Origin of the sequence: Streptosporangium sp. LJ11, assembly GCF_051918945.1 — a bacterium.
Classification (GTDB): domain Bacteria; phylum Actinomycetota; class Actinomycetes; order Streptosporangiales; family Streptosporangiaceae; genus Streptosporangium.
In genome coordinates this window covers 44,293-58,360 of record NZ_JBPXMB010000021.1, presented here as the reverse complement: position 1 = coordinate 58,360, position 14,068 = coordinate 44,293, and the positions used below count along the sequence as shown (strand labels likewise).

The 14,068-nt window shown below is 72.6% G+C and carries 9 protein-coding genes; 2 read left to right on the top strand and 7 right to left on the bottom strand.

Annotation, left to right across the window (positions count from 1 at the left end; all coding sequences use genetic code 11):
• Positions 1-10: 10 nt before the first annotated feature.
• From ACTOQ3_RS28625 to ACTOQ3_RS28595, 7 genes are all read right to left on the bottom strand, one after another.
• Positions 11-1,069, bottom strand: coding sequence for a HAMP domain-containing sensor histidine kinase (locus ACTOQ3_RS28625; RefSeq protein ID WP_440086506.1), 1,059 nt, complete (start codon positions 1,067-1,069; stop codon positions 11-13).
• Complete coding sequence (locus ACTOQ3_RS28620; protein WP_440086505.1) at positions 1,066-1,740, bottom strand: response regulator transcription factor; 675 nt, start codon at positions 1,738-1,740, stop codon at positions 1,066-1,068. Before ACTOQ3_RS28620 ends, ACTOQ3_RS28625 begins: the two co-directional genes overlap by 4 nt.
• A 6-nt stretch (positions 1,741-1,746) precedes the next feature.
• The gene (locus ACTOQ3_RS28615) at positions 1,747-3,459 is read right to left on the bottom strand and encodes a serine hydrolase domain-containing protein (protein WP_440086503.1); all 1,713 of its coding nucleotides are present in this window, start codon (positions 3,457-3,459) and stop codon (positions 1,747-1,749) included.
• A gap of 130 nt (positions 3,460-3,589) precedes the next feature.
• The gene (locus ACTOQ3_RS28610; RefSeq protein ID WP_440086502.1) at positions 3,590-4,879 is read right to left on the bottom strand and encodes a polysialyltransferase family glycosyltransferase; all 1,290 of its coding nucleotides are present in this window, start codon (positions 4,877-4,879) and stop codon (positions 3,590-3,592) included.
• Entirely contained in the window at positions 4,876-5,805 is a 930-nt protein-coding gene (locus tag ACTOQ3_RS28605) for a glycosyltransferase family 2 protein (protein ID WP_440086501.1), read from the bottom strand. The genes ACTOQ3_RS28610 and ACTOQ3_RS28605 overlap by 4 nt, the downstream gene beginning before the upstream one ends.
• A gap of 57 nt (positions 5,806-5,862) precedes the next feature.
• The gene (locus ACTOQ3_RS28600; RefSeq protein ID WP_440086500.1) at positions 5,863-7,920 is read right to left on the bottom strand and encodes an N-acetylneuraminate synthase family protein; all 2,058 of its coding nucleotides are present in this window, start codon (positions 7,918-7,920) and stop codon (positions 5,863-5,865) included.
• Between the two features lie 262 nt (positions 7,921-8,182).
• Positions 8,183-9,145, bottom strand: a complete 963-nt coding sequence (locus ACTOQ3_RS28595; protein ID WP_440086499.1) for an alpha/beta hydrolase — start codon at positions 9,143-9,145, stop codon at positions 8,183-8,185.
• A 301-nt stretch (positions 9,146-9,446) separates the two neighbouring features.
• Here ACTOQ3_RS28595 and ACTOQ3_RS28590 point away from each other — a divergent pair, with 301 nt between their 5' ends.
• Both ACTOQ3_RS28590 and ACTOQ3_RS28585 read left to right on the top strand, forming a co-directional pair.
• Positions 9,447-12,965: a S8 family serine peptidase gene (locus ACTOQ3_RS28590; RefSeq protein ID WP_440086498.1), complete on the top strand. Its 3,519-nt coding sequence runs from the start codon at positions 9,447-9,449 to the stop codon at positions 12,963-12,965.
• Positions 12,966-13,212: 247 nt separating this feature from the next.
• Complete coding sequence (locus ACTOQ3_RS28585; protein ID WP_440086497.1) at positions 13,213-13,929, top strand: MgtC/SapB family protein; 717 nt, start codon at positions 13,213-13,215, stop codon at positions 13,927-13,929.
• The last annotated feature ends 139 nt before the right edge of the window (positions 13,930-14,068 follow it).

Here is a 14,068-nt window from a genome sequence, read left to right as displayed (position 1 = left end):
TCGAAACCGGTCAGCGGTGCAGGGTGAGCCGGAAGGCGCAGCCGTCACCGTCGGGCAGGGAAGGGTCCAGCGTGAGGTCGCCGCCGTGGGCCAGCGCGATCTGCCTGGCGATCGGCAGGCCGAGCCCGGTGCCGGGGACGTCACGCCGGCCGCGCCAGAAGCGCTGGAAGACGTGCTCGCGTTCGCCGGCGGGGATGCCGGGGCCGTGGTCGGTCACGGTCACCGCGGCCTCGGCGCCGGTGACCTCGACGTCGATCTCCACCCTCGATCCGGCCGGGGCGTACCTGATCGCGTTGTCGACGAGGTTGGAGATCGCGCGGCTCATGGTGGGCTCGTCGACGGAGCACACGGCGGTGGGCGGGCCGGTGACCGACAGGCCGATCTCCTTCCCGGCCGCCAGCACTCCGGCGTGCTCGACGACGCCGCGTACCAGGACCATCAGGTCGGCCGGCCGCCGGTCGACGGCGCGGGCCCGCGCGCGGGCGTCGACCAGCAGGTGGTCGATCGTCGTCTGGAGCCGTTCCGACGCCTCCCGCGAGCGTTGCAGCCCTCGCCGGTAGATCTCGACGGTGGGCGCGGGGTGGTCGAGGAGCACCTCGGCGTTGGTCATCAGGACCGACAGCGGCACGCGCAGCTCGTGGCTGGTCTCGTCGATCAGCCGCCACTGCGTCGCGGCGGCCTGTTCCAGCCGGTCGAGCATGGCGTCGAAGGCGGCGGCCAGTGCCACTATCTCGGCCGGCCCGCGGTCCAGGGCGATGCGCCGGCTCAGGTCCGTTCCGCCGATGTCGTCGGCCGCCGCGCGGACCCGCTCGATCGGGGCCGTCGCCCGGCCCGCCCACCACCAGGCGAGCGCGGCGGCGGCCGGAGCGAGCGCGAGGACGGTCCAGCTGACCCACGCCGACCTGTGCGTGGAGGTGCTCCGGACGCTCTGCGCGCCGTCGAGCGTCTGGAGGGTCGTCTCGGTGTCGGTCACCAGGATCACGCCGAACAGCAGGAGCGCAGGGAGGTAGCTCGCGAGGAATCCGAGCACGGCCAGGCGCGCGCGCAGCGACCGCCAGGGACGGGTCATGACGAAGGCCCCTTCAGCCGGTAGCCGACATTGGTGATCGTGAGGATCAGGGGAGGATCGCCGAGCTTCCTGCGCAACCGGCTGAGGATGACCCGTACCGAGGCGGTGAAGGGGTTGGCGTGCGCGTCCCACACGTGCTCCAGCAGGTCCTCGGCCGAGAGTGTCGCACCGGGGTGGTGCATGAAGTAGCGCAGCAGCGCGTACTCGCGCGAGGTGAGAGCGAGCTCGACGCCGGATCGCCACACCCGGTGGGCGGCCAGGTCGAGCGTCAGCTCGCCCACCCGCAGGATCGATCCGTGGTCGTCGCCGCGACGGCCCAGCGCCCGCAGCCGGGCGACGAGCTCGGCGAAGTGGAACGGCTTGACGAGGTAGTCGTCGGCACCGGCGTCCAGCCCGGCCACCCGGTCGGCGACGGCGTCGCGGGCGGTCAGCACGAGCGTGCGCCGGGGCCGGTGCAGGTCGGGATCGCGGGCGAGCCGGTGCACGAGGTCGAGCCCGTCACCGTCGGGCAGGGACAGGTCGAAGCAGGCCACGTCGTAGGCCGTGGTCCGCAGCGCCTCCTCCGCCTCGCGGTAGGTCGCCGCCAGGTCGACCGCGTACGACTCGTTGCGCAGGCCGAGGGCGACCAGCTCGGCCAGATCGGGGTCGTCCTCGACGATCAGGATGCGCACGGCGGGTCAGCCGGTTCGCCGGGCGGTCGAGGTCCCGTCCGCTCCGGAGACGACCAGGTCCCGGTCCCGGAGGGAGAGGCTCACCTGCGGCCCGGTGCCGGTCGGGTCGTCGGGGACATAGCGGCCGTCCCCGGAGGCGACGAAGGTCAGCCTCGGGGGTTTGGTGGGAACCTCCGCCGCCTGGACGCCCCCCTGCTCGTTCACGGCGTACCAGCCGAGGACCGGCCTGGCTCCCGCGGTGATGGTGACGTAGGTGCGCACCTCGCCGCCGCCGGTCACGGTGCCGGCCAGGGTGACGCCGTTCACGGGCCCGAAGGCGGCGGTCAGGGACGCCCGCTCCTTGCGGCCCTCCTGTGTCCGACCGGCCAGCAGCGCCAGGACGCGCTCGTCGTGCCCGCGCGTGTCGCCGGCGCCGGGCCCGCGCGGCGGGAACAGCGCCGTGACGGCGTCGGGACCGGTGGCGGAGACCGTCACCTTGCCCGCGGCGGCGCTCACGTCGAGGGAACCTCCCGTCTCCAGCTCGTACGATCCGACGATAGCGGCGAGGTCGGCGCCGTCGCGGGGCGCGGTGGTGGGGGTGGGCAGCGGGCCGCCGGTGAGCAGCGCCGGGCCCACCGCCCGCAGCAGGTCCTCGGCGCTCACCTCCGGCCTGTTGGCCGATATCGCGACCACCCGATCCTGCCCGGGGATCCACGCGACGGTGGTGTTGTGGCCGACCTCGCCGCCGCCCCCCGCCGCGGTCAGGAACGGTTCGCCGAACACCGACTTCTCGAACGCCACCCATCCCGGGGTCTCGGCCCTGCCGCCGCCCAGGTCGTGTCCGGGCCTGCCGACGGCCTCGGCCGACTCGCGGGAGAGCAGCCGCCCGGTGAACAGCGCGTGCGTCCAGGCCGCCAGATCCCGCATGGTCATGGCGAGGCCCCCGTTGCCCTCCACGGCCCAGTACGGCCCGCCGAAACCACCCGGGTGGCCGGTCGTGTCGTTGTCGAGGCGGCCGACGGCCCGGGGGCCGGTCACGGCCGGCTCACCGTCCCAGAATCCCCCCGCGACCCGTCCGCCGGGCAGCCGCAGGATCCTCGATGCCAGGTAGGAGCGGAAACTCCGGCCGGACGCCTTCTCGACGACGAGCGCCAGCAACGTGTAGCCGGCGTTGGAGTACAGGTAGCCGCGGCCGGGCTTGAAGGCCGGCTCCAGCGCGCCGATCGCCGCCACCGCGGCGTCCCGGTCGAGCGGCTCGTAGTCGTCGTCGGCGTGCGAGCCGTTGAGCCCGCCGGTGTGCAGCAGCAGCTGCCTGACCGTCGCCTTGGCCGCGGCGCCGCCCAGCTCGGGCAGGATCCGTCCCGCCCGGTCGTCGAGCGACAGCTTCCCCTCCTCCACCAGGGCGAACACGGCCGCCGCGGTGAAGGCCTTGGTGACCGATCCGATGCTGAACACCGTCTCCGGCGTGTTCGGCCTTCCGGTGGCGGCGTCGGCCGTGCCGTAGGTGGCGAGACACTCGACCTCGCCGCCCTTCATGATCGCGATCGATCCGCTGAACCCGGCCCTCGCCCACGCGCCGAAGGCCGTGTCCAGCCGCTGGTCGCACCGCGGCGCGCCGGTGTCCGCGGCCCGTCGCGGCTGCGGGCCCGCCGACCCGGCAGGGCCGGCCGGATCGGCGCTGCACGCCGCCAGGGCCGCCGTCAGCGCGAGGGCCGCGATGGCTGGAAGAGATTTTCGCATGAGGCGAAGCTAGGACCCCGCCCGCAAACCTGATGTGAACGGCTCCGCGCCGGGCCGGGGTCCCGCCCGGCCCGGAGCCGTTCACCGGCCGCCGCCGTGGCAGGGCCGTGGCGGGGCCGGGTCCGCGGGTCTAGGGGAACGCCTTCGACAGGCGGTCGCGGAGCCTGCCCAGGGGACTCCGCTCCCGGGAGGCGGCGGTGGCCCGCGGGGCGATCAGGTCCAGGGCGCCGAGGCGCTGGCGCTTGAAGTAGCGGGCGGGGCCGTGCGCCTCCAGGTAGGCGGCGGCGTTCTCGCGCAGCCCCGGATACACCTCGGCCTGCATGCAGTAGCCGACCGCGCCCACCAGGGCGGGAAGATCCACCGGCGGCGGTTCCTCCAGCGAGCCGTCCGCCGACAGCCGCGGCAGCAGGGCGTCGGTGACGGTGGCCGGGATCCGGTTGCTGTTCTCGTACGGGGTGAGCCGCTCCAGGACCAGCTCACCGCCCACCGTCGCCACCGGGAGCCCGAAGTACCGGCTCGCGGTGATCAGGGCGGTGGAGAAGCAGCCGACCACGAGCTCGGGCCTCAGCGCGGCGAAGCACGATTCGGCGGGTACGGTCTCCGCCACCACGTCGAGCTCGACGCCCAGCTCGGCGGCCGTCTCGCGCAGCCGCCTGGCGTGCTCGCGCCCGGCGGCCGGGTGGGGCTTGAACAGCACGCCGCGAAATCCCCGGGCGGCGAGGCCGCGCAGCATGTCGGCGTGCAGCCGCGCCTCCTCCTCGGGGGTGACGAGGTCGAGGGCGGACAGGTACTGCCCGAGGATCATCGCCCGGCCCGAGGGCGCGTCGCCGGCCTCTCCGCCGACCTTCCCGATCACGTCGAGGAAGGCCCGGCCGGGGATGATCTCGGCGGGGACCCCGTACTCCGACAGCAGCAGCGGCGTCAGGCCGGGGACCAGGTCGAGGTGGAGCAGGCGGGTGATCCGGCCGGAGATCTCCAGCGGCAGCGGGTCGCGGGTCGGGCCGTAGCTCATCAGGCCGTCGGAGTAGACCGAGATCGGGCAGTCCTTGACCAGCCCTCCCAGGGTCCTGGCCGGGGGGACCGCGATGGACTCCAGGACCAGCTCGGCGGGCCCGTCGCCCAGGGACAGGTGCGAGCCGACCAGGCGGCTCAGCATCGGCACCTCGATGACGCGGGCCTTCCAGTCCGAGGGGTGCAGCGGGGCCACGATCTCGTTCCACGAGTGGACCTCGTCGAAGCGCGGGCGCAGCGCGGCGAAACCGGGGGTCTCGTCCAGGGACGGGGTGATCTCCGGGATGGCCGCGTTGTTGGACACCAGCAGGATCCGGCGCCCCTCGCGGGGACCGAAGCGGCCGTCGTCGATCGCCGCCGCCAGCGTCATCGCGCCGAACAGGGTCGAGGCGTAGAACAGCTGCGTCAACAGCCCTCCAGGAGTCTCTGCAGGATCTGGTCACGTTCCGGGTCCAGGCGGGTCTCGGCGAGCAGGTCCGCGGGGAACCGTCTCAGGGTGGCGGCGCCGCGCTCCTCGAAGCGGGCGCGCAGCTCGGGGGAGAACCGCTCGCCCATCTCCAGGTGGTGGGCCAGGAGCGCGCGGAACATGCGCACCGCCTTGGGCGCGAACTCCTCCTCCAGGCCGTCGAAGACCATGTCGAAGGCGTCGAAGAAGTGCAGCTGCCTGGCGTCGCCGATCTGCGTCAGCGAGCCCGCCACCATCCGCCGGTAGAACAGCCCGGCCAGCGACACCACCGCGAACGAGCTCGCGGCGCGGTGCAGCCGCCAGATCCACGGCCTGTCCTCGGCGGTGTGCAGGTGCCCGGGAAAGGTCAGCAGCTCGCCGAGGTCGCGGCGGTAGATCCCCGCCCACGCGTACGGGTAGTCGACCATGGTCTTCGACCGGGCGGGCAGGATGTGGTCGCGCGGCTTCAGCACCACCTCCCGGGTGGCGAGCGGCGCCCGGTGGATCACCCGCTTCCTGCCCTCCACCTGGACGTGGTCGACCCGGACGAAGTCGCAGCCGAGCCGCTCGATCGCCCCGACCAGGTCCTCCAGGTAGCCGGGCGCGAGCCAGTCGTCGCCGTCCATGAACGTCAGGTAGCGGCCGGAGGCCAGGGCGACCCCGAGGTTGCGCGCGTCGGCCAGCCCGACCGGCGCGTCGTTGTGCAGCACGACCAGACCGGGCAGGTCGTCGCGGAAGTCCTCGACGATCTGCCCGGTCGCGTCCGCGGATCCGTCGTCCACCACGATGAACTCGAAGTCCCGGCGCGCGTTCCTGACCAGCGAGGTCAGCGCGTCACCGATGTATGCCTCCGCGTCCCGCACCGGGACGACGACGGACAGCTTGATCAAGTTGTTCTTCCCGTTCCCGGTCGGAGGTTCGTACGAGGCGGCTTCCCGGTCGGAGGGTCACACGGTGACGCGGCGCAGGCGCGACTTGGGCGCCTCCTCGCCGGGGAAGACCCGCTTGACGCCGTCGCCCAGGGCGGTCTCGATGATCCGGATGTCGCGGACCAGGTGCTCCAGCCCGGCCGGCTCCAGCGAGGCGGCGTGGTCGGAGCCCCACATGGTGCGGTCGAGCGTGATGTGCCGCTCCACGGTCACCGCGCCCAGGGTCACCGCCGCGAGCGAGATCTGCAGGCCGCGCTCGTGGCCGGAGTAGCCGACCGGCACGCCGTACCGCTCCTGGAGGGTGACGATCGCGCGGAGGTTGGCCTCCTCGGGGGGAAGCGGGTAGGTGGAGGTGGCGTGCATCATCACCAGCTTGGAGGTGCCGAGGATCTCCACCGCCTGGTCGATCTCCTCCAGCGTGGACATGCCGGTGGACAGGATGAGCGGCTTGCCGGTGGAGGCGAGCGCGCGCAGCAGCTCCAGGTCGGTCACGCTCGCCGAGGCGATCTTGTGGGTGACCACGTCCATCGACTCGAGGAACTCCACCGACGGCACGTCCCACGGGGAGGCGAACCAGTCCAGGCCGCGCTCCTGGCAGTGCTTGGCGATCTCGGTGTACTCCTTCAGGCCGAACTCGGTCCTGATCTTGTACTCCATGTAGGTCATCTCGCCCCAGGGCGTCTGCCGGATCTGGTCGCGCTGCTCCAGCGGCACGCAGATCTCCGGGGTGCGCTTCTGGAACTTGACCGCCTGGCAGCCCGCCTCGGCCGCCACGTCGATCAGCCTGCGCGCGATGTCCAGGTCGCCGTTGTGGTTGATGCCGATCTCGGCGATCATGTAGACCGGCTGGCCGGCGCCGACCAGCGAGTCGCCGATCTGGACCGGCTTGGCGACCGGGGTGAGCCGCAGCTCGGCGCGGGGCGCGGGAGCGGTGACGACCTCCTCCAGCGGGCGGGCCGCGAGGACCCGGTCGCACAGCTCCCGTACGGCCCCGGCCCCTCCGGCCCGGGTCAGCACGGTCCTGGCGGCGGCGCGGACCTTGGGGTGGGCGTCGGGAACCGTGATGGGCCAGCCGACGTCGCTCATCGGGCCCAGGTCGTTGACGTCGTTGCCGACGTACGCGACGCGGGCCGGGTCGATCCCCTCGATGGCGAGCCAGTCGCGCAGCACGGTCCGCTTGTCGGTCAGGCCCTGCAGGACGGGCACGCCGAGCTTGCGGGCGCGGGCCGCGACCACCGGGTTGTGCTCGGTGGACATGATCATCAGCTTGACGCCGGAGCGGCGCAGCAGCGAGATGCCCATGCCGTCGGAGCGGCTGACCGCGACCATCTCGCGGCCGTCCTGGTCGACGTAGGCGCGGTCGTCGGTGTGCACGCCGTCGAAGTCGGTGATCACCGCGTCCACGTCGATCGGCTCGGGCTCGTCGACGAAGGGCGCGAGCGCCCGTACGATCTCCAGGTCCTCGGGGGTGTCGATCTCGATGGCGTGGCGCGAGGGCACCTGCTGCACGGCGACGGCGCCGAAGAAGCGGTGGCCGTGCTCGCGCAGGCCCTCGGCGCGCATCACGTAGAACGCGCCGGTCTCGCGGAAGTTCGGCTCGCGGTCCTGGCGGCGGGGGCGGTGGGACGGGTCGTGGTTGACGCCCGCGCCGGCGGCGCTCCACAGGAACTCGTGCGTCTCCAGCCCGGAGAACACCACGTCGGCGCTGCCGTCCAGGACCTTGGCGATCGCGCTGTCCAGGTCGGCGGGGTCGATGAACGCGCTGGTGCACTGCACCAGGACGACCACGTCGGGGACCTCGGACAGGTGGTCCAGCGCGTGCAGCACGGCGGACTCGCTGGAGGCGGTCGCGCCGCTGAGCTCCTCCGGCCGGTGGATCACGGTGGCGCCCGCGGCGCGGGCGGCCTCGGCGATCCCCTCGTGGTCGGTGCTGACCACGACCTCGTCGACCAGCTCGGCGCGCACGCAGGCCCGTACCGCACGGGCGACCAGGGGACTGCCGCCCACCGCGGCCAGGTTCTTCAGGGGGACCCCCACCGAACCTCCACGGGCGGGGACAACGGCCAGGACTCGCAAGGTGGCTCCTCATGACATACGGCGAACGCCCCTGAGCTGGGGTGTCATAGGAACCTAGCCACGGGGGTGACCGGAAAGGGGTGTCTGAGCTGAACGCCCAGAGTCGCCCGTCTTAACTTTCCGCGCGACCGGGAGCGCCGGCTCGCCGGTGCCCCGCGGCCTCTTGCTCACCGGCCCGCCGGTCGCTCGCGGCCCTCCGAGCGCCCGCCCGCCGATGACCCGTGGCCTCCCGGTCGCCGGCCCGCCGATGACCCGCGGATCCTCAGACGGACGCGCCGATGGAGCCCATGAGCATGGGGAGCGAGCGTTCGAGGCCGCGGCGCCAGTAGGGCCAGGAGTGGGTGCCGGGGCCGTAGAAGTCGACCGCCACGTCGGCGCCGTTCGCCTTGGCCCGCTCGACGAAGGTCACGGCCTGGAGGAGCAGGGAGGCCTCGCCCTCGTCCCGTGCCTCGGAGGCGTCGTCCAGCGGGCCGGGGGCGCCGTCGCCGCTGGAGACGAAGAGCCGCACCCCGCGCAGCGCGCCGGTGAGGTCGGCTGGATTGTGGGCGGCCCACTCCGGGTCCCGGGGGGAGCCCCAGAGCCTCACGGACTCCTCGTCGTACTGCTCGAGCAGCCAGTCGACGCCGCCGTTGCCGTCGCGGGTGTGCAGCACCCCGGAGTAGGAGGCCGCCGCCTGGAACATGCCGGGGTGGCGGGCCGCGTACGACATCGCCCCGAACCCGCCCATGGACAGCCCCGCCACCGCCCGCCGGTCCCCGGCGCCGTAGTCGCGCTCCAGGACGGTCCGCACCTCGGTGAGGTGGAAGGTCTCCCAGCCGGGCCCCTCACGCCAGTCCGAGTAGAAACCGACGGGGCCGCTCTCGGGGATGACCACGAGCGCGGGGTAGCCCGAGGTGAGCTCCGCGGCGCCTCCCTTGGTCACCCAGGTGTCGTAATGGGACTGGCAGCAGCCGTTCAGCAGATACAGCACCGGCCACGGACCCGAGCCCGGCTCCCACCCCTCGGGCAGCAGGACCCTGACCTTGCCCTCGCGGCCGAGCGCGGCGGAGGTGACGGTGAGTTCGTGGTCGCGCTCGCCCAGTTTCTTCACCGCGACGGCGGCGGCTCGGGCGTCCTCCTTGCCGTACGTGCCGGTGGAGGACGGGGGCAGCAGGGCGAGGAGCACCGCCACGACCGCGACGGCGGCCAGCAGGAACACTCCCAGGCGTACAGCGGTGCGGTTCACGCCGCCAATCCTCCCGCGTCCCGCTGATCGCGTGAAGCCCACATGCCGTACCGGGCCCGCGGGGGAGGTGGTGAGGCGGTGTGTCCGGCGGAGGCGCGGGAGTTCGCGGCCGGTACGACCCGCTGTTTGGGCCCGTCCATTCATGTTAATTCTGGTGACATATGGCGCTTTAGTAACCCGAAAGCTTGAAAAGTACACAAGATCTATTCAGGATTCTCCACGTGGGTTGTAAAGATCGTGCGCATCCCGCGTCGCTCTGCCGGGCGGGAGACTCCCGCCCGGAGTGAGTGAAGGAGATCGTGTGTCAAACCCCCCTCGACACCGGCGATCGGTCCTGGCCGGGATCACCACCGCCCTGATGCTCGTCCTCCCCCAGGGGGTGGCCCAGGCCGCACCCGCCCCAGACAAGATCCACAAGGCCGTCCTGGCGGATCTGGCCACCGACGACAAGGCCACTTTCTGGGTACGCCTGAACGGCGACGCCGACCTCGGCGCGGCTCGCAGGGCGAAGACCAGGACCGAGAAGGCCGCGCAGGTCTTCCGGGCCAAGACCGAGCTCGCCACCTCGTCGCAGGCGGGCCTGCGCAAGCTCCTGACCGCCGAGAACGCCGACTTCACCCCCTTCTGGATCGCCAACGCCATCCAGGTGACCGGCAACGCCAAGCTGGCCGAGGAGATCGCCGGGCGGCCCGAGGTGGACCGGATCGAGCCCGGCCGGGTCACCAAGGTGCCCGAGCCGCTGCCCGGCAAGGAGGTGGCGAGGATCAACGCGATCGAGTGGAACATCGACCGCGTCAACGCCCCCCGCGTCTGGGGCGAGCTCGGCGTCCGCGGCGAGGGCGTCGTCGTGGCCAACATCGACACCGGCGTGCAGTTCGACCACCCCGCGCTCGCCGCCAAGTATCGCGGCAGGAGCGCCGACGGCGTCGTCGACCACGCCTACAACTGGTTCGACCCGGCCGGCATCTGCCCGGGCACCGCGCCGTGCGACAACAACGGCCACGGCACCCACACCATGGGCACGATGGTGGGCGACGACGGCGGCGCCAACACGATCGGCGTCGCCCCCGCCGCGAAGTGGATCGCCGTCAAGGGCTGCGAGTCCAGCACCTGCTCCGACGCCTCGCTGCTCGCCGCCGGGCAGTGGGTGCTCGCGCCCACCGACCTGGACGGCGGCAACCCGCGTCCCGACCTGGCGCCGCACGTCGTCAACAACTCCTGGGGCGGCGACGGCTTCGACCCCTGGTACAAGGAGACCGTCGACGCGTGGGTCGCGGCGGGCATCTTCCCCGTCTTCGCCAACGGCAACGTCACGAACGCGGGCTGCAACTCCAGCGGCTCGCCCGGCCAGTACGTCGCCGGATACAGCGCCGGCGCGTTCGACGTCAACAACGCGATCGCCACCTTCTCCACCCGCGGTTCCGGCGAGAACGGCGAGATCAAGCCCAACCTCGCGGCACCCGGCGTGAACGTGCGCTCGTCCGTGACCAACGGCGGCTACGGGTCCAACTCCGGCACGTCGATGGCCGCGCCGCACCTGGCGGCCACCGTCGCACTGATGTGGTCGGCCTCTCCCGCCCTGCTGGGCGAGATCGCCACCACCCGGGAGCTGCTCGACCGGACCGCGATCGACGTCGACGACACGCGCTGCGGCGGTACCGCCGCGGACAACAACATCTGGGGCGAGGGCAGGCTCGACGCGTTCGCGGCGGTCCAGGCCACCCCGGCCGGCGAGCTCGGCGGGCTGAGCGGCACCGTCACCTCCGGCGGCACACCGCTCGCCGCGGCGGCCGTCACCGTCACCGGGCCGCTGAACCGCACGACCACCACCGCCCAGGACGGGACGTACGCGCTGCCCCGCCTGCTCGCGGGCGAATACCGGCTCACCGTGAGGAAGTTCGGGTACGACGACGCCACCGCGACCGTCACCGTCGTGTCCGGCCAGGAGGTCACCCAGGACGTGTCGCCGGCGCAGCTGTCCTCGGGCACGGTCTCCGGCACGGTCACCGCCGCGGGCGCCGCCGAGCCGGGTGCCACGCTGACCGCGGTGGGCACCCCGGTCAGCGCGGTCGCCGACGCGGCGGGCCGGTACCGGCTCACGCTGCCCGACGGCGACTACCGGCTGAAGGTCACCCCCGGCTCCCGGTGCGCGGGAGAGCTCACCGTGCCGATCACGGTGGCCGGCGACCTGACCAGGGACGTCGACCTGCCGCGCCGCGCCGACTCCTTCGGCTACACCTGTGACAGCGCCGCCGAGGCGTACGTCGCGGGCACCGCCAGGAGCACGCTCACCGGCGACGACGCGGTCCAGCAGATCGCGCTGCCGTTCACCTTCCCGTTCTACGGCACCGGCTACACCGGCGCCTGGGTGAGCAGCAACGGGTTCCTGGCCTTCAAGGACAGCACCGCCCTGGCGGGCAACGTGGCCCTGCCCGCCCCCGGCGCGCCCAACGCGGCGCTCTACGCCTTCTGGGACGACCTCGTGCTGGACGACCAGTCCGGGGTCTACACCGCCACCGTCGGGACCGCGCCGAACCGGACCTTCGTCGTCGAGTGGCGCAACGCCCGCTTCTACGCCGACGCCACCCAGCGCGTCTCGTTCTCGGCGCTGCTCGGCGAGAACGGGTCGGTCGGATACCGCTACGACAGCGTCGACGGCGAGCGCGACGCCGGGATCGGCGCCACGGTGGGCATCGAGAACGCCGACGGCACCGACGCGCTGCAGTACTCCTTCAACAGCGCCGCGCTCGGCGACGGCCAGAGCCTGACCTTCACCGCGAGCCGGCACGGCCTGCTGACCGGCGTCGTCACCGACGCCAACGACGGCGAGCCGCTGGCGGGCGCGACGGTGAAGGTCGGTGACGTGGCGACCTTCACCACCGGGGCGGACGGCAGGTTCCTCGGGCAGATCCTGCTGGGCGACTACCAGGTCGAGGTCTCCAAGGAGAACTACGGGACCTTCACCCAGGAGGTCACCGTCACCGCCGGGGCGGTGACCCGGGCCGACATCGCGCTGGCCACCGGCCGGGTGACGGCCTCGGTCGCCGAGCTGACCCTGGTGCAACCGGCGGAGACCACCAGGACGGGCACGGTCGAACTGTCCAACCTGGGCGTCACCACGGCCTACACCGTGGTGACCGACCCCGCCCAGGGCTGGTTGAGCGTGGCGCCCGCCACCGGCGAGCTCGCCAAGGGCGCGTCGGTGACGCTGAAGGTGACCGCCTCCAGCGCGGGCGTCCCGCCGGGCACCGTACGCACCGGCAAGCTGCTGGTGCGTTCGGCGAGCGGCCGCGACCCGCAGATCGAGATCGTCGTGACGGTCGTGGTGCCCAGGCACCAGGTCGCCGTCGAGGTGGGCGGCACCAGGGACGTCGTCGACGCCGCGGGCGACCGCTGGACCGCGGACCGCAAGCACAGCGCCGGCGGTCACGGCTACGTCGGCACCGGCACCAAGACGAACACGACGAGCAGGACGATCACCGGCACCACCGAGCAGGCGCTGTTCAGGAGCGTCCGCGAGGGGATGCTGGAGTACCGGTTCGACCAGGTGCCCAACGGCACCTACACCGTCGAGCTGGGCTTCGCCGAGACCCGGGGCAAGCGTGAGGGCCAGCGCGTCTTCGACGTCATCGTCGAGGGCGGGCTGGCGATCCCCGCGCTGGACCTCGCCCTGGAGACCGGCGCGTACGTCGCCACCACCCGGCAGTACACGGTGAAGGTCACCGACGGCCAGCTCAACGTGCGGTTCGCCAAGCGGACCGGCGACACCGTGCTCAACAGCGTCCGCGTCTCCGAGCGCCCCGACAAGGCCACCCCGTAGTGGCCTGACCCCCCACCGGCCCGCCCCGTCTTCCCCACGGGGCGGGCCGTGCTCGTCCCCCGGCGGTCCGCGGTACGACGGTGCGCGACCCGGGAGCCGCGGTGTGACGGTGCGCGGGCCGGTGGTCCGAGAGCCGGCCGGACGGGCAAAGTCCTGGTCAAACGACGTTACGGGTCGTGCGGGGCCGGGGATTGGCGGGGTGTGTCGCCTTCACCGGGACGCGGGACCGGGACCGGGGGTGATGGGGATGGCACCTCTCGGTGAACTCGCCGGACAGGGCTGGGCGCAGGTGGGGGCACTGTTCCTGGCCTTCGCGCTCTCCGCCATGATCGGCCTTGAGCGGGAGGTCCGCCAGAAGAGCGCGGGCCTGCGCACCCACACCCTGGTCGGCTTCGCCGCCGCCCTGATCATGCTGGTGTCGAAATACGGCTTCGCCGATGTTCTGGGGGAGAACGTCAATCTCGATCCGTCCCGGGTGGCCTCCCAGATCGTGTCCGGCATCGGCTTCCTGGGCGCGGGACTGATATTCGTCCGCGGTGACGCGGTCCGCGGTCTCACCACCGCCGCGGCCGTCTGGCTCACCGCCGGGGTGGGCATGGCGGCGGGGGCCGGGCTGTGGCTGCTGGCGATCATCGTGACCGCCGGGTACTTCGCGACGGTGTTCGTCCTCACGCCGCTGGCCGACCGGCTTCCCCGGTCCAAATACGCGCCCTCGCGGCTCCACCTGACCTACCTCGGCGAGCACGGCGTGCTGCGGAGGGCACTGGCCGAATGCACGCGCCGGGGATTCGGCGTGGACGAGCTGTCCGTCGGCCAGCGCCCCGAGGGGCAGAGCCCGGAGACCGTCTCGCTCTGGCTCACCGTGCACGGCCCCGGCTCGATAACGGAGCTCACCACGGCGCTCTCCGAGATCGACGGGGTGCTCGCCGTGGTGAGCAGGGACGCCAACACGGCGATGCCCTGAACCGCGGCCGCGCGTCCTCGGTGATCACTCCTCGGCGTCGTCGTTGCCGGGTACGGAGGGGAGAATGTCTATGACGTGGGGATTCGCGGGTTTTTGCTGGGCGGGGATCCGGTGGGATGAGTAGGGGATACTCATGCTT